This window comes from Sorangium sp. So ce590, from assembly GCF_051521365.1.
Classification (GTDB): domain Bacteria; phylum Myxococcota_A; class Polyangia; order Polyangiales; family Polyangiaceae; genus Sorangium.
In genome coordinates this window covers 8,708,748-8,731,380 of record NZ_CP150346.1, presented here as the reverse complement: position 1 = coordinate 8,731,380, position 22,633 = coordinate 8,708,748, and the positions used below count along the sequence as shown (strand labels likewise).

At 74.0% G+C, this 22,633-nt stretch carries 6 protein-coding genes; 3 read left to right on the top strand and 3 right to left on the bottom strand.

Features of this window, described 5'->3' with window-relative positions; translation table 11 throughout:
• The first annotated feature begins 497 nt into the window (after window positions 1-497).
• A complete protein-coding gene (locus WMF28_RS32895; RefSeq protein ID WP_437597396.1) occupies window positions 498-2,561 on the top strand; it encodes a toxin TcdB middle/N-terminal domain-containing protein in 2,064 nt (687 codons plus the stop codon).
• Here WMF28_RS32895 and WMF28_RS32890 read toward each other — a convergent pair.
• The 3 genes from WMF28_RS32890 to WMF28_RS32880 all read right to left on the bottom strand — a co-directional run bounded on the left by WMF28_RS32890 (window position 2,470) and on the right by WMF28_RS32880 (window position 6,229).
• On the bottom strand, window positions 2,470-3,282 hold the full coding sequence (locus tag WMF28_RS32890) for a glutaredoxin family protein (RefSeq protein ID WP_437597395.1): 813 nt from the start codon (window positions 3,280-3,282) through the stop codon (window positions 2,470-2,472). The genes WMF28_RS32895 and WMF28_RS32890 overlap by 92 nt on opposite strands.
• A complete protein-coding gene (locus tag WMF28_RS32885; RefSeq protein ID WP_437597394.1) occupies window positions 3,279-5,399 on the bottom strand; it encodes an ATP-binding cassette domain-containing protein in 2,121 nt (706 codons plus the stop codon). Before WMF28_RS32885 ends, WMF28_RS32890 begins: the two co-directional genes overlap by 4 nt.
• Window positions 5,400-5,602: 203 nt before the next feature.
• Window positions 5,603-6,229: a glutathione S-transferase family protein gene (locus tag WMF28_RS32880; protein ID WP_437597392.1), complete on the bottom strand. Its 627-nt coding sequence runs from the start codon at window positions 6,227-6,229 to the stop codon at window positions 5,603-5,605.
• Window positions 6,230-6,790: 561 nt separating this feature from the next.
• On the opposite strand from WMF28_RS32880, the gene WMF28_RS32875 reads away from it, so the two are divergent.
• Window positions 6,791-6,961: a hypothetical protein gene (locus tag WMF28_RS32875; protein ID WP_437597391.1), complete on the top strand. Its 171-nt coding sequence runs from the start codon at window positions 6,791-6,793 to the stop codon at window positions 6,959-6,961.
• 158 nt (window positions 6,962-7,119) lie between these two features.
• Window positions 7,120-22,632, top strand: coding sequence for an SDR family NAD(P)-dependent oxidoreductase (locus WMF28_RS32870; protein WP_437597390.1), 15,513 nt, complete (start codon window positions 7,120-7,122; stop codon window positions 22,630-22,632).
• Window position 22,633 lies beyond the last annotated feature (1 nt).

Sequence of the window (22,633 nt, the reverse complement as noted above, 5' to 3'; positions counted from 1 at the left end):
GATGTCCTCAGAGTGCCCGGCCTGCAAGGGCAGGATGAAGCTCGTCGCCAGGATCACCGAGCCGAGCAACATCGCCCGCTTCCTCACCGCGCTCGGTGAGCCGACCGACGTTCCAGGCCGCTCACCCAGCGCCGACGCGGCGGCCGCCCTGCTGGGGGTTCGGGGCGCAGGGCACCGTAGGCGACCCGGAGCCCCGAGCGTTGAAGAGCACCGTCCTGCGCCGCAAGGCGCTCGGGGACGCCGCGTAGCCGCAAGAACATCCCGGGCCAGACCAACTCCCGGAGGGCGATGTGTGCCCGCGGCACGCCGATGCGCCCCTTGGCACGCTCTTCACGCTCTTGCACGCTCTGCGCCACGCGGGGCCCGCTCTTTCGACCCATGAACGACGCGTCGCGACGCTCGCGGTCCCGCCACTTCGATTCGCCGCGCCACACTTCTTCGCGCAGCGATCCGGCTTCTTTTACCTACGCGCCGGGCGCTTCGGGGCGAAGGTGGAGATGGCCCGGGCGCCCTGGTTCGACGAGCCGGACCAGTTCGATCCGCGGCGCATCCGGCTCGCCGACCTCGACGGGTCGGGCACCACGGACATCCTCTACATCCACCGCGAGGGGGCGCGCATCTACGAGAACCAGGCCGGCAACGGGCTCGGCGCGCCGGTTGTCCTGCCGCGGCTGCCCGATCAGAGCTCGCTGTCCAGCGTCGCCGCGCTCGATCTGCTCGGCACCGGGACAGGCTGCCTGGTGTGGTCGAGCCCGCTGCCCGGGGCGAGCACGGCGCCGCTGCGGTACATCGACCTGCTCGGCGGCAAGAAGCCCTATCTCTTGACCTCGGTAAAGAACAACCTCGGGCTCGAGACGCGGCTCGCGTATGCGCCTTCGACGAAGTTCTACCTCGCCGACCGGGCGGCCGGCCGCCCCTGGGTGACGAAGCTCCCGTTCGTCGTGCACGTCCTCGAGCGCGTCGAGGTATTCGACGCGGTCTCGCGGCACCGCTTCGTCACCACGTACGCGTACCATCACGGCGACTACGACGGCGTGGAGCGAGAGATGCGTGGCTTCGGCATGGTCGAGCAGCTCGACACCGAGTCCTTTTCGGCCTTCAGCGGTGCGGGCTTCACGCCGCCGCCGGCCAACGCCGATCCCGAGCTGCACCTGCCGCCCGTGCGCGCGAAGACGTGGTTCCATACCGGCGCCTGGTTCGAAAGGGGCACGATCTCCCGGCAGTACGAGAGCGAGTATTATGCCGGCGATGTGGACGCGATCCGCCTGGACGATACTCTTCTTCCGAAGGGGCTGCGCGCAGGCGAGATGCGCGAGGCGTGCCGCGCGCTCAAGGGGCGCGCCCTTCGCCAGGAGGTCTATGCGCTCGACGGCTCGGCGGAGGAACCGCGTCCGTACCTCGTCACCGAGCACAGCTACGCGATGGAGCGTCTCCAGCCCGCGGTGGGCGACGCGCATGGCGTGTTCTTCGCCCATCCGCGCGAGGCGCTCGAGCACCATTACGAGCGCAGCGAGAGCGATCCGCGCGTGGCGCACGCGCTCACGCTGGAGGTCGAGCACGGCGTGGTCAAGCGCTCTGCGCAGATCGGATACCGGCGCCGGGCGGCGTGGACGGCGTTCCCCGAGCAGGCGGAGGGGAAGGCGACGCTGACGGAGCACGAGGTGGTGCACCTGATCCCGGACCAGGAGGGTGCTTATCGGATCGGGGTCCCGACCGAGACCCGGACCTACGAGCTGCACGGCCTGCCGCTCGGCCAGGAGGGGGTGCTCGCGTTCCAGGTGGTCCTCGACGCCGCGGACGCCGCGGCGCACCTCGATTACGACGGCACGCCGGACGGCTCCTCGCAGAAGCGCCTCTTGCAGCACGCGCGCACGACGTACTGGCGCGACGACCTCACGGGGCCGCTGCCGTTCGGCGAGATCGGGGGCAGGGCGCTCGTTCACGAGAGCTTCGCCAAGGTCCTCACGCCTTCGCTGATCACGTCCGTGTTCGGGACCCGCGTCACGAGCGCCATGCTCGCGGAGGGGGGCTATCTCCAGCTCCCGGACGATCCGGACTATTGGGTGTCCTCGGGGCGGGCGGTGCCCTCGGCGGCTCACTTCTACTTGCCGACGGCGTTCGTCGACCCGTTCGGCAACACGTCGCAGGTGGTCTATGACGCGCATTGCCTGCTCGTGACGCAGGTGACGGATCTGCTGAGCAATGTCGTGGAAGCGGTCCCCGACTACCGCGTCCTCGCCCCGTGGCAGCTCACGGACCCGAACAGCAACGTGAGCGCCGTGCGCTTCGACGCGCTCGGCGGACCGGTGCAGGCGCTTGATCGAGGCGACGCCCGACGGATGGTGTCGCGCCGAGCCTCAGATCAAAGTCGCCCCCGGGATCGCAGGTCCGGGGGCCTGCGCCGCGCGGCCCTCGAGCCGGCGGCCCCCGCAGCCCCCCGGATCTCCGGCCGCCCCGCTCCCCGCCGCCTCAGAGCGTCGTCCCGCGCGCCGCCCGCGCGAGCGCCTGGTCGAGGGCGCCCGGGCTGTACCCGACGAGGATCTGCCCCCGCACGTCGATGATCGGGATGCTGCCCCCGCGCTGGTGGCTCTTCGCGAGCTTGTCCTGCATCTCGGCGGCCGCGGCAGGGTCCTCCTCGATGTCCTTGACGACCGCGGCGACGCCCTTCGCGCGCAGGTAGTCCGCGGCTTGGTGGCACGGCTTGCACCACGACGCGCCGTAGATGATCACCGTGACCCCGCCGAGCTGGCTCGGCGCCGCCGGCGCGCCCGCGGAGCCGCCGGGGCCCGGCGCCGCCGCGGGCGGGGGCGCCGTCTTCGCGATGTGCTCGGCGCGCCGCTTCTCCAGCAGCGACTCCCATTCCCGCCGCGGCATCGTGCGGACCGCATACGTGCCGTCCGGGCGCTTCTGCGTCAGATCCGCGACGTAGAACACGTCGCGCGTGCCCTCCGTCCGGTCCGAGAGCATGGCGCGCACCATCGACCGGCCCTCGGCGGGCACGTCGGCCGGGTGGAGCTCGACGTGCGTATCGCCCTTCTCGTCGACCCACGTGAGCATCAGGTTCGCCGTCTCGTCGCGCAGCTCGAGCGGCGGCAGCTCGGCGGAGGTCTGCGCCGGGGCGGTGCCGTCGTCGCGCTGTTCCTTGCACGCCGGCGCGAGCGCCGCCGCGGCGATCGCCAGCAGAACCGCCGCGAGCCGGGCGCCGGCCGTCCACGCGACGCACGCGCCGCGCACGCCGCTCGTGCCCCGCGCCCCGCGCCCGCCGCCCGCCGCCCGCCTCACACCTCGCCTCCCGCCGTCGTCGCCGAGGCCCCGAGCTCCTCGCTGAGCGCCATCCACTCCGCCATCGCCGCGTCGACGCGCTTCGCGAGCGCCTGCTCCTCGCGCGCCGCCGCCGCGAGCTTCGCCCAGTCGCCGCCCGGGTCCTTCTTCAGCGTCTCGCGCATCTCGGCGAGCTTCGCCTCGCCGGCCGCGATCTCCGCCTCGAGCTCCTTCACCCGCTTGCGCTTGCGCTCCGTGGCCCGCGCCGCCGCCTTGTCGCTCTCGAACGCCCGCCGGCGCGCCGCCGCGTCCCCCGTGTCCCCGGCGCTCCCCGCGTCCGGCGGCGGCATCGTGGCGCCGCTCCGCCGCACCGCGCGGGCCGGCTTCGCGCCCTTGTCGGCCGCGGCGCCCCTCGCCGGCTCCTCGCGCGGCGCGGGCGCGGGCCCGCTCGCGCCCCGCTGCGCCCCGCGCCCGCCTCCGGCCGCCGCGCGCGCCGCCGCGCGCTCCTCCGCCTCGCGCGCCGCCGCCTCGGCCGCGAGCTTCTCGACGTTGTCGCGGTAGTCGCGGAAGCCGCCGGGATAGATGTCCACGCGCCCCTCGCGCACGGCGACGGTGCGCGTCGTCACCTGCTCCAGGAACCGCCGGTCGTGCGAGACGAGCAGCACCGTGCCCTCGAAGCCCGTGAGCGCCTCCTCGAGGATCTCGGCGGCGGGGATGTCGAGGTGGTTCGTCGGCTCGTCGAGGAAGAGCAGGTTGCGCGGCTCGAGCAGCAGCTTCGCCAGCGCGAGCCGGCTCCGCTCGCCGCCCGAGAAGCCCTGCACCTTCCGGAGCGCGTCGTCCCCGTAGAAGCGGAAGCGCGAGAGGTACTGGCGCGTCGCGTCGACGTTCATGTCGGCGCGGACGCTGCGGATCTCCTCGACCGCGGTCTTCGACGGATCGAGCGAGCCGAGGTGCTGGTCGAAGTAGCCCTGGCAGAGGTTCGTCCCGCGCCGCACGTCGCCCGCGTCCTCGGGCCCGCCCGCGCCGGCGAGCAGCTTGAGCAGCGTCGACTTGCCGGTCCCGTTGGGGCCGACGACGCCGACGCGGTCGCCGCGCCGGAGGAGGAGGTCCACGCCGGAGAAGAGCGTGCGGCCGCCGCGGGAGGCGCCGAGCCCGCGCGCGTCGAGCACGATGTCCCCGCTGCGCGGGGCGGGCGCGAACCGGAACCGGACCTTCTCGGCGACCGCCCAGACGTCCTCGGGCCGGTCGACGGTCTCGAGCTTGTCGAGCATCTTGCGCCGGCTCTGCGCCTGCTTCGTCTTCTGGCCGGCGATGTTGCGCCGGATGAAGTCCTCGGTCTTGGCGACGAACGCCTCCTGCCGCTCGGCGAGCTCCCGCTCCCGGGCGAGGTCCTCCTCGCGGGCGACCGCGTAGTCGCTGTACTTGAGCGGATAGACCCGGAAGCTGCGCTGCCCGAGCTCCATCGTGTTCGGGCAGACGGCGTCGAGGAAGGCGCGGTCGTGCGAGACGCAGAGGAGCGCGCCGCCGAGGCCCGCGAGGTGCTTCTCCAGCCAGGTGATGGTCTCGATGTCGAGGTGGTTCGTGGGTTCGTCGAGCAGGAGGAGGTCGGGCTCGATGGCGAGCACGACGCCGAGCTGCAGGCGCCCGCGCTCGCCGCCGGACAGGCTCTCGACCGGCCGATCCATGTCGGCGGGCGAGAACCCGAGGTGGGCCGCGATGATCTCGACGCGGCGCTCGAGGTCGTCGCCGCCGACGATGTGGTAGCGATCGGTGAGGTCGCTGAGCCGGGCGAGGTCGGCCTCGCTGCCGCTGGCGGCGTCGTGCTGCGCCGCGGTGAGGGCGTGGCGCAGCTCGAGGACCTCGGAGAACCCGGAGAGGAAGGCCTCGAGCACCGTGCCCGCGGCGTGGAGCTCGTGCGACTGCCGGAAGTAGGCGACCCGGATCCCCTTGCGGATCACGACCGAGCCCGTATCGGGGGTGAGCTCGCGGGCGACGAGGCGGAGCAGCGTCGACTTGCCCGCGCCGTTGGGGGCGACGAGCGCGGCGCGCTGGCCTGGCTCCAGGGAAAAGGTGATGCCCTGGAAGAGCTTGTCGGCGCCGTAACCGAAGCTGAGGTCGGCGACCTGGAGGACCGTCATTGCGGCCGAGTTCTAGCATGGGTCGGGCGCGCGCAAGGGCGCCCGGGCGCGGGGCCCGACAGCGCGCCGACAGCGCTGGATGACAGTCGGTCCTGGCGGCGCAGGCGGTGCGGCCGGTGCGGCCGGTGCGGCCGGTGCGGCCGGTGCGGCCGGTGCAGGGGAGGGGGCGCCTCGCCCGCTCGGCGAGCGGGGCGCCCTCGGGCTCAGGTCTCGACCATCGCCGCCTTGACGGCCGGTCGCTCCATGACGCGGCCGAGCCAGCCCTGCAGGTGCTTCTGCTCGGAGAAGTCGATCTTCGCCGCCGGGAGGCCCCAGCCGAGCACGGACGCGAGGTCGAGATCCGCCAGGGTACAGCGCTCGCCGGTGATGTACGGGCGGCCGGCGAGGTGGCCATCGAGGATGCGGAGCAGGCCGCGCGTCTCGGTCAGGGCCTGCTCGGCTTGCTTCTCGTCGCGCAGCTCCTCCTGGAAATACTCGCTCGTGTTCGCCATGTAGCGGAACAGGGCGGCGGCGAGGCTGACCTGGCCCCAGACGAGCCAGGTCAGGGCCGTGAGCTGCTCGGGCGAGCCGGGGGCCGGCCACAGGCCCTTCTGGACGCCGTAGCGCTCGCCGAGGGCGATCTGGATCGCCACCGACTCGAACATCGGGGTGCCGTCGATCACGAGGGCCGGCACCTTGCCATTGGGATTGAGGGCGAGGAACTCCGGCTTCTTCTGGTCTCCGGCGCGCAGGTCGACCCGGACGACCTCGTGGGGGAGGTCGAGCTCGGAGAGCGACAGGCGGATGCGCCCGGCGCTGGACATCGGAGAGTAATAGAACGTGATGGACATGGGGGTAGCCTCCAGCGCCCCTTGTAGTTGATCCGACTCGCCGACGTCACGCCCGACGTGCAGCGGAACCCCGGGCTGGTTCGGTTCTCGCTGGCGCGACGGATGCGCGGCATTTGCCGTGCGGAGCAAGAATCCGACGTGGGGGTGGTGAGCTGGCGAAGGGGGCGGTCCTTCGCTGGTCGCGCCTCCGAGCCGGAGATGCGCCGAGAGCGAGGACATCGGCAGCGGCCGCGTGCCTGTGGGGTGACGCCTCGCCGGCGGCTCCGGCGTCGAGCGGGGCCGCACTCGATCCAGGGCTCTGTCCCGGCGTCCTGCTCCTCGCCCGCGAGCTTCGATGATCGATGGGGGCGGGGGATGGTGATTACATCAGCTCATCTTGTCGGAGTCGCTCGCCAGCCGCGCCAACGCGCGGATATGATTGACAGTGGAGTGCTCGTGCTGCTCCAGTAGATTGGAATCGATACGTCACTGCCTCGACCTTAATTCGCTCTGCAAGCCACGGCGCCAGAAGCTCCCCGAAAAAAACGACGGTCTCCGCCCTCCTGACCGGGAGCGAGGCGCGTGGCGCATTTTTCCAGCAAGCCCGTGATCACCTATGGGTTCGTCACGGCGCGGCGCGACCCGGGCGACCCGGGCGACCCGATAACGATGATTCGAGTTGATCCACGAATTCTGCATGAATCATCGTTGAACTCCGCTCATGGCATTCGCGAACGTTTGATTGATTACTGATCGACAATACATTTAACTAAGCTTGCGTAGGCCCTTGTATCCATGTAATGATTGCCATGGGGGAGGGGCTGTGCTCTCGGTGTCTCGGCCCTGAGATCTGGCCGGCGCCGGAGCTCCATCGGAGGCGAGGTCTTTCACCCCTCCTGAAGGAGACGGCTATGTCACGCGACCCACTGACGCAGCACTCCACCATTGCCGAGGTACAGAAATGGCTCACGGAGAGGATCGCGGAGCGCTCGGGCGCGCCGCCACGGTCGATCGATCCCGGTGCGAGGTTCCGCGATTGCGGGCTCGACTCCATGGCTGCGATGGGCCTGATCGCCGCGCTGGGGGAGGCCATCGGGCGGCCGCTCCACCCCACGCTGATATGGGAGTGCCCCACGATCGAGCGGCTGGCGCGTCACGTGGCCGAGGGACCGAGCCTCTCGCCTGCTCCTCGCGGCGCGCGCCCGGATGAGGGGGCACTCGGGGCGCGGGGCGCCGAGCCCATCGCCCTCGTCGGTGTCGCCTGCCGGTTCCCGCAAGCGCCGGACCGTGACGCCTTCTGGCGGCTCCTGCGGGGCGGCGTGGACGCGACCTCCGACGTCCCTCCGGGGCGGTGGGAGGTCGACGCGCTCTACAGCGCCGATCCCGGCGCTCCCGGGAAGATGAGCGCGCGCCGTGGCGGGTTCCTGGACCAGGTCGACCATTTCGATCCGCAATTCTTCGATATCTCGCCACGCGAGGCCGTCCAGATGGACCCCCAGCAAAGGCTGATGCTGGAGCTCTCGTGGGAGTCGCTGGAGGACGCCGGCGTGCCGCCGCGGTCGCTCGAGGGCAGCCAGACCGGCGTGTTCTTCGGCGCCATGTGGGGCGATTACGCGAGGGTGAATGGCGGCCACATCGACGCGATCGTCCAGCATACAGCCGCCGGGCAGGACCTGAGCATCCTCGCCGCCCGGGTCTCCTATGCGCTCGGCCTCCAGGGGCCCAGCCTGCACGTGAACACCGCCTGCTCCTCGGCGCTCGTCGCGGTCCACCTCGCGTGCCAGAGCCTGCGGCTTGGAGAGTGCGACCTCGCGCTCGCCGGAGGCGTGAACCTGATCGTCGCCCCGGAGAGCATGGTCGCCATGTCCAAGTTCGGGGCGCTCGCGCCCGATGGCCGCTCGAAGGCCTTCGACGCGCGCGCAAACGGGTATGCCCGCGGCGAGGGCGGCGGCGTGGTCGTGCTCAAGCCGCTCTCCCTCGCGCTCGCGGCCGGCGACCCCATTTACTGCGTGATCCGCGGCAGCGCCGTCAACAACGACGGGCTCAGCAACGGGCTCTCCGCGCCGAACCCGAAGGCGCAGGAAGCCCTCCTTCGCGAGGCCTACGCGCGCGCGCGGGTGAGGCCGGAGCAGGTCGATTACGTCGAGGCCCACGGCACCGGCACCATCCTCGGAGACCCCATCGAGGCGAGGGCGCTGAGCGCCGTCCTGTGCGCAGACCGCCCGCCGGAGCGGCCGCTCCGGATCGGGTCCGTCAAGACCAACATCGGCCACCTCGAGGGCGCCGCGGGCATCGCCGGGCTCATCCGCGTCGCGCTCTCGATGCGGCACCTGGAGCTGCAGCCGAGCCTCCACTTCGAGCAGCCGAATCCGCACATCCCGTTCGACGATCTGCGGCTCTCGGTGCAGCGAGCGACGGAGCGGTGGCCCGAGAAGGAGCACGGGCCGGCCCTGGCCGGCGTGAGCTCCTTCGGCTTCGGCGGGACCAACTGCCACGTCGTGATCGAGGCGGCGCGGCGCCGGGATGCGCACCTCCTGCCGCTGTCCGCGCCGAGCGCCGGGGAGCTCGCGGCCCTGGTCCGGCGCGTCCATGCGCTCGCTACCTCGAGCGGCGAGCGGCCCCATGTGCAGGCGCTCTGCGGCGCGGCCGCGGCGCGGCTCAGCGGGGAGGAGCACAGGCTCGCGCTCACCGTCTCCTCTCATGAAGAGCTCGCCGCGCGCCTCGACGCCGTCCTGGCCGTGCACGCGCAGCCGGGCGGCTCGATCGGCGAGGCGACTGGCCAGCCGCCGAAGATCGCCTTCGTGTTCGGAGGGCACGGCTCGCAGTGGCTCTCCATGGGGCGCGATCTCCTGCAAGATGAGCCCGTCTTCCGGTCGACCCTGCAGCGATGCGACGCGGCGATGCAGCCGCACGCGCGCTGGTCGCTGCTCGCCGCGCTGGCGACGGGCGACGAGCGCCTGCTCGAGGAGGCCGACGTCGTCCAGCCTGCCATCTTCGCGATCCAGGTCGCGCTCGCGGCGTTATGGCGATCCTGGGGCATCGAGCCGGATGCGGTGGTGGGGCAGAGCATCGGCGAGGTCGCGGCGGCCTGCGTCGCCGGCGCGTTGACCCTCGAGGACGCCGCCGCGGTCATCTGCGCCATGGGCAGGCTCGTCCGGCAGAAGAGCGGCTCGGGCGGGGTGGCCGTCGTGGAGCTCTCCGTCCCCGACACGGCGCACGCGCTCCAGGGCCACGAGGGCCGCCTCTGGATCGCGGGGAGCAACAGCCCGGGATCGACCCTGGTCTCGGGGGAGACGGCGGCGCTCGCGGCGCTGCTCCAGGCGCTCGCCGATCAGGGGGTGACGGGCAGGCAGGTCCGGATGGATTACGCCTCGCACAGCCCGCACATGGACGCGCTGTGCCCCGAGCTCCAGCGCGCCCTCGGGGGGATCGCGCCGCGCGGCGGCGGGACGCCGATCTACTCGACCGTGACGGGGGCGCGCCTCGACGGCGCGGCGCAGGACGCCGCGTACTGGGCGCGCAACCTGCGGGAGCCGGTGCACCTCACCGGCGCGCTCGATCGGCTGATCGACGACGGATACAGCGTCTTTCTCGAGCTCGATCCGCACCCCATCCTCACCCATGCCGTCGCGTCCAGCCTGGCCTGGAGCGGACGGAGCGGCGTCGCGCTGCCGTCGCTGCGGCGGGACGAGGCGGCCCGGGCGTGCCTGCTCGACTCGCTGGGTGCCCTGTACATGCGCGGCGCGCCTGTCGCGTGGCGCCGGCTGGCTCCACCCGGCGCGCCGGACGCCCTGCCGGCGCCGATCGAGGGGCCGCGCGCTCCCGGGCCGGACGCGGCCCCCCGACGGGCGGAGGCGGGCGAGCCTGCCCCGCCCGAGCTGCTCGTGCTCTCGGCGCGCTCCAGGCCGGCGCTCCTCGCGCTCGCGGGATCGGTGGCGTCCCGGCTGCGCTCGCCGGAGAGCGCTCTGCTGCGCGATGTCTGCTACACGGCGAGCGTCCGGCGCAGCCACCTCGAGCACCGGCTGGCCGTCGTGGGCTGCTCGCAGGAGGAGATGGCCGGCGCCCTCGACGACCTCGCGCGGGGCGGCGTCGCGCGTGCCGGCGCGGCGCAGGGCGAGGCGCCGCCGGGGCAGCGCCCCACGGTGGCGCTCGTGTTCTCGGGCCAGGGGTCGCAATGGCCGGGGATGGGGCGGGCGCTCCTCCGGCAGGAGCCGGTCTTCCGCGACGTGGTGGAGGCGTGCGACAGGCTGCTCGCGACGCTCGCCGGCTGGTCGCTGGTGGAAGCGCTCGAGGCGCCGGAGGCCTCGTCGCGCCTGCACGAGACGCAGGTGGCCCAGGCCGCGCTGTTCGCGGTGCAGGTCGGGCTCGCGGCGCTCCTCGGCTCCTGGGGGATCGCCGCGGACGCCGTGATCGGGCACAGCGTCGGGGAGATCGCGGCAGCGCACGTCGCCGGGGCGCTCAGCCTCGAGGAGGCGGTGCGCATCGTCCACCACCGGGGACGGCTCATGCAGCGGGCGACCGGGCTCGGGAAGATGGTCTCCGTCCAGGCGTCTCCGGAGCAGGCGGCGCGCGCGCTCGAAGGATACGAGGGGCGGCTCTCGATCGCCGCCGTCAACGACCCCGGCTCGGTCGTGCTGTCCGGCGACGCGGCGGCGCTCGGCGAGGTGGTGGCGGAGCTCCGGCGCGCCCGGGTGCACTGCCGCGAGCTGCCGGTGAACTACGCGTTCCACAGCCCCCAGATGGAGCCGTTCCGGGGGGAGCTCGCGAGCGCGCTCGGGGAGATCGCGCTGCGCCGCGCGGACAGGCTCATGGTGAGCACCGTGACGGGCGACGGCATCGGCGGCGAGGAGCTCGACGCGTCGTACTGGGCGAGGAACCTCCGGGAGCCGGTGCTGCTCGCGCGCGCGATCGAGAGCGCCGTGACCGCCGGACACCGGATCTTCCTGGAGGTGGGGCCGCACCCTGTGCTCTCGGCCAACGTGCAGCGGTGCCTCTCGGCGCGAGGGGTCGACGGGCTGGTCGCCCCGACCTTGCGCCGGGGCCGCGACGAGCGGCGCTGCCTGCTCGAATCGCTGGGCGCCCTCCACACGCGCGGGGGTCCGGTCGAATGGGCCCGGATGTATCCGACGGGCGGGCGCTGCGTGCCGCTGCCGGCTTATCCATGGCAGCGGAAGCGATACTGGCTGGAGGCGCCCGGGGACACGCGGCGGCGCGAGGCGCCGGGCGCGCCCCCTCCGGCGCTCCCGTCGCTCCTCCGGTCGGCCGACGCGGCGGCCTTCGCGGCGCAGCTCGGGCTCTCGGCGGCGCTCTCGGCCGAGGAGCTCGGCCTCGTCGGCCGGGTGCTCGAGGCGCTGCGGGCAAGGGTGGATCAGGAGCGCGCGGAGGCGGAGATCCAGCCGTGGCTCCATGAGCTCTCGTGGAAGCCGCAGCCCCTGCCGCCGCGCCCGCGCTCCTCCACGCCCGGGCACTGGGTCGCGCTCGTCGACGAGGGAGTCACAGGAGACAGGCTGGCGGACGCGCTCGAGGCGGCGGGCGCGACATGCTCCCGGCTCCGCCTGGGGAGCGCCGCGCGGCGCGTGGCAGAGCCGACGTGGACCTGCGACCCGACGCCGGAGAGCCTCGCGGCGTGGTGGGCGGAGCGCGCGGCCGAGCGCGGGCCGGTGCGCGGCGTGGTCCACCTGTGGGGCCTCGGCGCCGCGCCTCAGGGCGAGGACACGCTGGACGCCGCGCTGGAGCGAGGCGTCGAGAGCGCGCCGGCCTTGCTGCGCGCCGCCCTGCAGGCAGAGCGCGGCGAGCGGCCGCGGATCTGGTTCGTGACCCGCGGGGCGGTGTCGGTGGGCGCGGGCGACCCGGTCACGGCGCCCGCGCAGGCGGCGCTCTGGGGGCTTGGCCGGACGCTGGCGCTCGAGCATCCGGAGGTCTGGGGAGGGCTCGTCGACCTGCCGTCCTCGCCCGGGGAACACGACGTCCCCGCGCTCCTGGCGCAGGTGCTGAGCCCCGACGCGGAGGACCACGTCGCGCTCAGGCCGTCGGGGCGATTCGTCGAGCGGCTCGTGCGCTGCAGCGGCGGGCCGCCGGCCGGCGCGCCGGCCTGGTCCACGTCGGGCACGGCGCTCATCACCGGGGGGCTCGGCGCGCTGGGCAGGCATGTCGCGCGGTGGGCGACGCAGCGGGGCGCGCGGCACCTCGTGCTCACGAGCCGCAAGGGAGCGTCGGGCGACGACGGCGCCTTCATCGCGTCGCTCGAGGCGCTCGGGGCGTCGGTGACCGTCGCGCAGGCCGACGCGGCCGACGCGGGGGCGATGGCCGCCGTGCTCGCGGACATCGACGCCCGGCTGCCGCCGCTCTCCGCGGTGTTTCATCTGGCGGGCGTCTCCGATCAGACGCCGCTCTCGGCCCTGGACAGCGCCGGGCTCCGCCGGGTGCTCTCGCCGAAGGTCCACGGGACCTCGGTGCTCGACGCGTTGACGCGCGACCGGCCCCTCGACGCGTTCGTTTGCTTCTCGTCGATCGCCTCGGTGTGGGGATCGGCGCGGCAGGCCAGCTACGCGGCGGCCAACGCGTTCCAGGACGCGCTCGTCAGGGCGCGCCGCGCCGCGGGGGCGCCCGCGGTCGCCGTGAGCTTCGGTCCGTGGCGCGGCGGCGGTATGGCGACGAGCGCGCTCGCCTCGCTCGAGGAGCGCGGGGTGCGGGCCTTCGGCCCGGAGCAGGCCATGGCGGCCCTGTCCTTCTGCCTGACCGCCGGGGCGGCGCAGGTGGTCGTGGCCGACGTCGACTGGCCGAGGTTCTGCGCGGTGCTCGAGAGCAGCGGCCCGCGCCCGCTGCTGTCGGAGATGCCGCGCGCCGCCGAGCCCACGCCGGGCGTCGCCGAGCCCGTTCTCCGCGACGAGCTCACGGCGGCGCCGCCGCGGGAGCGGCGCCGGATGCTCCAGCGATGGATCCAGGCCTCGGTCGCCGAGACGCTGGGGTTCGCCGAGGCCGGCGAGGTGAGCCCGACCCGGGGCTTCTTCGATCTCGGCATGGATTCGCTGATGGCCGTGGAGCTGTGCACGCGCCTGGGCCGCGCGCTCGGCCGGCCGCTGTCGTCGAGCGTGATGTTCAACCACCCGAACGTCGTCGCGATGACCGACTTCTTGCTCGACGAGCTGTCGCCGAGCAGCCCCGGCGAGGCTCCTCTGGCGGGGACCGAGGAGCGCGCGGGCGTGGACGGCGCGGCCCCCAGCGGCGCCGAAGGGCGCGCCGCGACCGGGAACGAGCCGATCGCGATCGTGGGGATGGGGTGCCGCCTGCCGGGGGGCGTGGAGAGCCCGGAGGACTTCTGGCGGCTGCTCGAGCAGGGGATCGACGCCGTGAGGCCGATCCCGGCGGACCGCTGGGACGCCGCAGCGTACTACGACCCCGATCCGGACGCGGCCGGCAAGATGGTTGTCCGGGAGGGCGCCTTCCTGGCCACGGCGCCCGATCGGTTCGACGCGCGCTTCTTCGGGATCGCGCCGCGGGAGGCGATCCACCTCGATCCGCAGCACCGGCTGCTGCTCGAGGTCATCTGGGAGGCCATGGAGGACGCGGGCGTGGTGCCCGGCGAGCAGCCGCTGACAGGCGTCTTCGTCGGGATCGGGCCGAGCGACTACGGCATCCTGCAGCGGGCGCACGCGGACCTCGAGGCGATGGACGCCTACACGCTTTCGGGGACGTTCACGAGCTTCTCCGCGGGCCGGCTCTCGCACGCGCTCGGGCTCGAGGGGCCGAGCATGGCCGTCGACACGGCGTGCTCGTCGTCGCTGACGGCGATCCACCTCGCCTGCCGGAGCCTGTGGGGCGGGGAGTGCCAGGTGGCCGTCGCGGGCGGGGTCCAGCTGATGCTGGCCCCGCATCTCCCGGTGTACCTGTCGCGCCTCCACGTGCTGGCGCCGGACGGGCGGTGCAAGACGTTCTCCGCGGACGCGGACGGGTATGGCCGGGGCGAGGGCTGCGGCATGGTCGTGCTGAAGCGCCTGTCGGACGCGGTGCGTGATGGCGACCGCATCCTGGCGGTCATCCGTGGCTCTGCCGTGAACAGCGACGGCCGCTGCGCCGGCATCACCGTGCCGAACGGCAAGGCGCAGGAGGCGGTCGTGCGACAAGCGCTGGCGAGCGCGGGGCTCTCGCCCGGCGACATCGATTACGTCGAGGCGCACGGCACGGGGACGGCGCTGGGGGATCCCATCGAGGTCGAGGCGCTCGCGGCTGTCCATGGCGAGGGGAGGCCCGGAGGCCGGCCGCTCAAGATCGGCTCGGTGAAGACGAACATCGGCCACCTGGAGTCGGCGGCGGGGGTGGCCGGCCTGATGAAGGTGGTGCTGTCGCTGGGGCGCGGGGAGCTGCCGGCGCAGCTGCACACGCGCGCGCTCAACCCGCGCATTCCGTGGGCCGAGCTCCCGATCGCGGTGACGGCGGCGGCCGAGCTGTGGCCGCGCGGGGGGCGGTCCCGCCGGGCGGGCGTGAGCTCGTTCGGGATGAGCGGGACCAACGCCCATATCGTGCTGGAGGAGGCGCCCGACGTCGCCGCGCCGCCCGCTCTTCCGGACGCCCCCCTCACGCTGCTGCCCCTGTCGGCGAGGACCCCTCGGGCGCTCGCCACCCTGGCCGAGGCCTATCAGCGCTTCCTTGGCAGCGCTCCGGCCGACACCCGGCTCGTGGACATCGCTTACACGGCGAGCGTGCGGCGCCGCCATCATGAGTTTCGCCTCGCCGTGGTGGGGCGGTCCCGGGAGGAGCTGGCCGAGGCGCTCGGTGCGTGCGCGCGTGGTGAAGCGCACCCTGCCGCGGCGAGCGGGCAGACCGTGCTCGGATGGCAGCCCCAGGTGGTCTTCGTGTTCTCGGGGCAGGGCTCGCAGTGGGTGGGGATGGGGCAGCAGCTGCTCGCCGAGGAGCCCACCTTCCGCGCGGCGATCGAGGCGTGCGAGCCGCTCGTGAAGCAGCACGCGGGCTTCTCGCTGCTCGCCGAGCTCGCCGCCCCCGAGGCGACCTCGCGGCTGGATCAAACGGAGGTCGTCCAGCCGGCGATCTTCGCCGTGCAGGTGGCCCTTTCAGCGCTGTGGAGGTCGCTGGGCGTCACGCCCGACGCCGTGATCGGCCACAGCGTCGGCGAGGTGGCGGCCGCGCACGTCGCCGGCGTCCTCAGCCTGGACGAGGCGGTCCGGCTCGTGGCGATCCGCGGGCGGATCATGCAGCGCGCCACCGGCCTCGGGAAGATGGCCTCCGTCGCGCTGTCCGAGGACGAGGCGGCGGCCGTCCTGGAGGGGCGCGCGGACCGGATCTCGATCGCGGCGATCAACGACGCTCGCTCCGTGGTGCTCTCCGGCGACGCGGCCGCGCTCGAGGAGGTGGTGGTGAGCCTGCGGGCGAGGCAGGTGCCCTGCCGCATGCTGCGGGTCAATTATGCCTTCCATAGCCCGCAGATGGAGCCCTTGCAGCGAGACTTCCGGGACGCGCTGGGGGAGGTCGCGGCGGTCCGGGCGTCGCTCGCGATGTACAGCACCGTGACGGGCGAGCGCCTCGAAGGCGAGGCGCTCGACGCGGGGTACTGGGCGCGGAACATCCGTGAGCCCGTGCAGCTCGCCCGGGCTGTCGCCGCAGCGTTTGCGGACGGCCACGAGATCTGCCTGGAGGTCGGCCCGCACCCGGTGCTCCTGGCCAACCTCCAGGAGCTCCTGTCGGAGCGGGGCGCGGGGGGGAAGGCGGTCCCCACGCTGCGGCGTGACCAGGGAGAGCGGCGGAGCGTGCTGCAGGCGCTCGGGGCCCTCCACGCCCACGGCTACCCGGTGCCCTGGAAGCGGCAGTACCCGTCGGGCGGGCGCTGCGTCCCGCTGCCGGCGTACCCCTGGCAGCGGGAGCGGTACTGGATCGAGGGCGTCGCGCCCGCGCCCGAGCTCTCGGCGACGCCCGAGGCGCCCGGGGTCGCGGAGGAGCTGCTCTACTCCGTCGCCTGGCATCGCAGCCAGCCCGGGCTCCCGCCCACGGCCCCGCGCCCGTCGCGCGGCGCGTGGCTCCTGCTCCTGGATCGGGCCGGCACGGGCGAGGAGCTGGCCGCGCTCCTGAGCCAGCGCGGCGACGCGTGCGTGCGCGCCGTTCCGGGGGAGCGTTATGCGCGCCTCGGGGACGGGCGCTACGAGGTGAACCCCTCGGACGGCGCGGCGTTCTCGGCGCTGCTGGACGACGCGTTCAAGGGGGATGCGGCGTGCCGGGGCGTCGTGCATCTCCTCGGCCTGAACGCCGCGGCGGCGGAGGCGACGACGCCGGAGGCGCTCGAGGGCGACTTGCGCCTCACAGGCCTGAGCGCGCTGTCCCTGGCGCAGGCGCTCTCGCGCCGGGGGTGGCGCGACGCGCCGCAGCTCTGCCTCGTGACCCGCGGCGCGCAGGCCGTGACCGAGCCGGCGCCGGTGTCGGTGGCCCAGGCGCCGCTCTGGGGCGTCGGGGGTGTGCTCTCGGCCGAGCACCCGGAGCTCCGGTGCAAGCGCGTCGATCTGAGCCCGACCCCCGCGGCCGACGAGGCCGCCGCGCTGCTCCGGGAGCTCGACGCGGCCGACCGCGAGGACCGGATCGCGCTCCGCGGCGCGGCGCGGTACGTGGCGCGGCTCGCGCGCGGCGTCCCCGGGGCCAGCCCCGGCGCGAGCGCGAGCTTCCGCGCCGATGGCGGTTACCTGATCGCCGGGGGCCTCGAGGGGCTCGGCCTCTCGTTGGCGCGGTGGATGGTGGACAGGGGCGCCCGCCACCTCCTGCTCACCGGCGAGGTCGGCGCAACGGAGGCGGCCCGGAGCGCGATCGCCGCGATGGAAGCGGCAGGCGCTCAGGTGGTCGTGGCCGAGGTCGACGTGGCGCAGCCGTCGCGGGCGGCCGAGGTCGTGGCGGCGATCGAGCAGCGGTTCGGCGTGCTCCGAGGGGTCGTCCACGCGGAGCCGGCCGCCGCGGGCGGCGGCGCGCAGGAGCGCGACGTGCACCGCTCCTGGACCGCGGCGGCCTCGCGGGCGCGCGGGGCGTGGAACCTGCACGAGCTGACCGCGGACAGGCCCCTCGACTTCTTCCTCCTGCACGCCTCGGCGATGCCGCTCCTCGGAGCTCCTGGCGACGCGGGCTCCGCGGCGGTCGACGCGTTCCTCGGCGCGCTCGCGCACCACCGGCGCTCCATGGGGCTGCCCGCGCTGAGCATCGACTGGGGCCTCTTCTCCGAGGAGACCCCGGCGGAGGGGCGCCAGGGCGCCGCGGGGCGCCTCTCGCGCAGCGGGACGGGGCTCCTCATCGAGGCGGACGCGCTGGCCGCGCTGGAGCGCCTGCTCGGGGGAGGGGCGGCCCAGGCCGGCGTCATGAGGTTCGACCTGCGCCGGTGGCTCGAGTTCTACCCGACCGCCGCCGCGTTGCCCTTCTGGGAGCACCTGCGCAACGAGGGCGAGCGCGCGAAGCAGCGCGCGCCCGAGGCCGCGCGCCTCCGGGCGACGCTCGACGGCGCGACGCCGGAGGAGCGGTCCTCGCAGATCGAGCGCCTCGTCCGGGAGCTCGCGGGCAGGGTCCTGCGGCTCGATCCGGGCTCGATCGACCGGCACGTGCCGCTGAACGATCTCGGCATCAACTCGCTGATGAGCCTGGAGCTGCGCAACGGATTGGAGGCCGGCCTGGGGCTCTCGCTGCCGTCCACCTTGCTCTGGACCTACCCCCACGTCGCCGGGCTCGCCGCGTACCTCGTCGAGCAGCTCGGCTCCGGCGCCGGAGCTCGATCCGCGTCGCCTCCGCCGGCGCCGGCGCCGCGCGCCCCGAGCGTGGCAGCGCAGCCCGCGGCGGCGCCGGAGGCCGAGCCGATCGCCATCGTCGGCCTGTCGTGCCGGCTGCCCGGAGGCGGAGGCGATCCCGAGGCGTTTTGGCGAATGCTCGAGGACGGCGTCGACGCGATCCAGCGGGTCCCCGCGACCCGGTGGCCCGATGACGCGATCCCCGACGGCCCGCCGGGGACGCGCTGGGCCGGGTTGCTGGACAGCGTCGACGCGTTCGACGCGCGCTTCTTCGGGATCGCGCCTCGCGAGGCCACGAGCCTCGACCCGCAGCAGCGGCTCCTGCTCGAGGTGGCCTGGGAGGCGTTCGAGGACGCAGGGCAGCCCCCCGAGCGGCTCCTCCGCAGCCGGACCGGCGTGTTCGTCGGCATGGCGGCCCAGGACTACCAGCACCGCGTCGCCTCGCTCGATCCCCGGCAGCTCGACGCCTACTGCGCGACCGGCACCTGGGCGAGCACCGCCGCGGGGCGCCTGTCCTACGTCTTCGGCCTCGAGGGGCCGAGCATGACCGTGGACACGGCGTGCTCCTCCTCGCTGGTCGCGATCCACCTCGCCTGCCAGAGCCTCCGGAGCGGCGAGAGCGACATGGCGATCGCGGGGGGCGTCAGCCTCATCCTGTCCTCGCTGACGATGTGCCTGGTGGGCCAGACCCACGCGCTCTCTCCCGACGGTCGATGCAAGACGTTCGACGCCGCCGCGAACGGGTACGTGCGGGCAGAGGGCTGCGGCATGGTCGTGCTCAAGCGGCTCTCGGATGCGCAGCGGGACGGCGACAGGATCTGGGCGCTGGTCCGGGGCTCGGCCGTCAACCAGGACGGGCGCTCCTCGGGGCTGACGGCGCCGAACGTGCTCTCGCAGCAGGCGCTCCTGCGGCAGGCGCTGGAGAACGCCCGCGTCTCGCCGGCCCAGGTGGGCTACGTCGAGGCCCACGGCACCGGCACCTCCCTCGGGGATCCGATCGAGCTCACGGCCCTGAAGGAGGTGCTGGGCGGGCCGCGGCCTGACGGGCTGCCCTGCTGGCTCGGCTCGGTGAAGACAAACATCGGCCACCTGGAGGCGGCGGCGGGGGTGGCGGGGCTCATCAAGGTCGTGCTGGCGCTGCGCCACGAGATCCTCCCGAAGCACCTGCACTTCCAGACGCTGAACCCGCGAATCTCGCTCGAAGGTACGCCGTTTGCCGTCCCGGTGGCGCCGCTGCCCTGGCCGTCCGGAGGCGCGCCGCGGATCGCCGGGGTGAGCTCCTTCGGCATCAGCGGGACCAACGCGCACGTCGTGGTGCAGGAGCCCCCGCCGCCCGCCCCGCCCGCGCCGGCCGACCGCGCGCAGGTCGTGCTCCTCCCCCTCTCCGCGAGGAGCCCGGCCGCGCTCTCGGCCATGGCGGAGGCTTACCGGCGGCTCCTGGTCGAGGATCCCGCCGGAGCTCGTGTGGACCTCGCGGACCTCGCGTACACCGCGAGCGCGCGGCGCGGCCACCACGAGCATCGGCTGGCCGTCACCGGCGGCTCGCGGCAGGAGCTCGCCGGGCTCCTCGAGGCCTACGGGCGGGGCGAGGAGGCCGCCGGCGTCGCCCGCGGAGACGCGCGCGCGGCGGCGCGGCCCCGGGTCGTGTTCGTGTTCCCGGGCCAGGGCTCGCAGTGGCTGGGGATGGGGCGGCAGCTCCTCGCGGAGGAGCCGATCTTCCGCGAGGCCCTTGTCGCGTGCGACGCGGCGATCGCGAGGGAGACGGGGTGGTCGCTCCTGGAGGAGCTCCACGCGGGCGAGGAGCGATCGCGCCTCGCGCAGATCGACGTCGTGCAGCCGGCGCTCTTCGCGATCGGCGTGGCCCTTTCGGCGCTCTTCCGCTCGTGGGGCGTCGAGCCGGACGCCGTGGTGGGGCACAGCATGGGCGAGGTGGCGGCGGCGCACGTCTCGGGCGCGCTGACGCTGGACGACGCCGCGCGCGTCATCTGCCGCCGGAGCAAGCTGCTGCGGCGGCTCAGCGGCGCGGGGGCGATGGCGCTCGTCGAGCTGCCCATGGATCAGGCGCGGCAGGCGATCTCCGGGTACGCGGGGAGCGTGTCGGTGGCGGTGAGCAACAGCGAGCGGTCGACGGTGCTGTCCGGCGAGCCCCTCGCGCTGGACGAGATCCTGGCGGAGCTCACGCGGAGAGGGGTGTTCTGCCGCCGCGTGAAGGTGGACGTCGCGTCGCACAGCCCGCAGGTGGACCCGCTCCTCGGGGAGCTGCGGGCGGCGCTCGACGGGCTCGCGCCGGTGGCGGGGCGGGTGCCCATGCGCTCGACCGTGAGCGGGGAGATCTGCCGCGGCGAGGAGCTCGGGCCGGACTACTGGGCGAGGAACCTGCGGGATCCGGTGCTGTTCTCGGGCGCCGTGCAGCGGCTCGCGGACGACGGGCACGCGCTGTTCATCGAGATGAGCCCGCACCCGGTCCTGTCGCCCGCCATCGAGGAGGGGCTGCGCGCGAAGGTGCCCGTGGGCGCGGCGCTCCCGTCGATGCGGCGCGAGCGGGACGAGAAGCGATGCCTGCTGGAGGCGCTCGGGGCGCTCTACGCGCACGGCTACCCGGTGGAGTGGAAGCGGCAGTATCCGTCAGGAGGCCGCTGCGTCTCGCTGCCGGCGTACCCCTGGCAGCGAGAGCGCTACTGGATCGACGAGGGCCCTCGGGCGTCCTGGCCCGAGGGGCACCTCGCGGCGCCGGACGAGGACGACGAGCTGCTGTACGCCGTCGAATGGGAGCGCCGCGCGCCGGTGCCGGCGAACGGCGAGGGTCGCGCCCGGCGCGGCGCCTGGCTCGTGCTCGCGGACCAGGCCGGGACCGGCGCGGAGCTCGCGGAGCTCCTGCGCCAGCGGGGCGACACCTGCGTCGTCGCGGTGACAGGCGAGATCACGGCGCGCCTCGGGGCCGGGCTCTACGCGCTGAACCTCGCGGACCCCATGGCGTTCCGGTTCTTGCTCGAGGACGCGTTCGGCGGCCGCCCGGCGTGCCGGGGCGTCGTGCACCTGTGGAGCCTCGACGCGCAGGCCGCGGACGGCGTCACGCTGGAGACGCTGGAGCGGGATCAGCACCTCGGGGCGCTGAGCGCGACGTTCCTCGCGCAGGCGCTCCTGCGCAGGGGATGGCGCGACACGCCGAGGCTGTGGCTCGTGACCCGCGGCGCGCAGGCGGTGGCGGAGGCCGCGCCGGTGTCGGTCTCTCAGGCTCCGCTCCTGGGCTTCGGCCGCGTGCTCGCCTCCGAGCACCCGGAGCTCCGGTGCACGCGCGTGGACCTCTCCCCGGCGCGCGCGCCGGAGGAGGCCGCCTCGCTCGTGCGAGAGCTCGACGCCACGGACGACGAGGATCACATCGCGCTCCGGGCGAGCGAGCGCTACGTCGCGCGGATGGCGCGCGGCGCGCTGCGGGGCAGGCTCGCCGGCGGCGTCGATCTGCGGCCGGACGGCAGCTACCTCATCGTCGGCGGGCTCGGGGGGCTCGGGCTCTCGCTGGCGCGCTGGATGGTGGCCCGGGGCGCTCGCCACCTCGTGCTGGCGGGCCGCAGCGGCGCATCCGAGGAGGCGCGGCGCGCGATCGACGCGCTCGAGGCGCGGGGCGCGCAGGTGGTCGTGGCCCAGGCGGACGTGTCGCGCCGCGACCAGGTCGTCGAGCTCCTCGCGGCGATCGACCGGCGCGCCCCGCCGCTCCGCGGGGTCGTCCATGCGGCCATGGTCATCGCCGACAGCACGGTGATGGAGCAGAGCGCCGAGCGCTTCTGGAAGACCATGGCCCCGAAGATGCACGGCGCGTGGAACCTGCACGCCCTGACCGCGAGCAGGCCGCTCGACTTCTTCGTGATGTACTCGTCGGTGGCCTCGCTGCTCGGCGCGCCGGGCAACGGGAACTACACGGCGGCGAGCGCGTTCCAGGACGCCCTCGCGCATCACCGGCGCGCGCTCGGGTTGCCCGCGCTGAGCATCAACTGGGGGATCTTCTCCGACGTGGGCATCGCGGTCCGGCAGGCCGACGTCATGGGCCGCGTGGGCGACCGGGGGATGGACAGCCTCACGGAGGCGGACGGGCTGCGGATGCTGGAGCGCCTGCTCGCGGCGGACATGCCCCAGATCGCGGTCGTCCGGTTCAACGTGCACCGGTGGCTCGAGTCCTACCCGAGCGTCGCGCGGTGGCGCTACTGGGACCGGCTCACGCGCGAGCGCGCCCGCGCGGCGCCGAGGTCGTCGGACATCGTCCGGGTCCGCGAGGCGCTGGAGAGGGAGCTGCCCGAGGAGCGGCGGTTTCGCCTGGAAGGGCACCTGAAGGAGCAGCTCGGCCGTGTGCTCCGCGTGGATCCGGCCACGATCGGCCAGATCGAGGTGTTCGCCAGCCTCGGGATGGACTCGCTGACGAGCCTCGAGTTCCGCAACCGTCTCGAGTCCAGCCTCGGGCTCAGCTTCTCGGCGACGCTGCTGTTCACGTACCCGAACATCGCGTCGCTCGCCGACCACCTGCTCACCGAGATCGAGGCGGCCGATGCCCCCGCCGAGGAGGCGAACCAGCGGACCTTCGCCGATGTCCTCGGCGGTCTCGATGAACGTGAGTTGCTGAGCCTTCTTGACGAAGAGTTGACGCTAGCCAGCGGGAGGAGATCGGTATGAG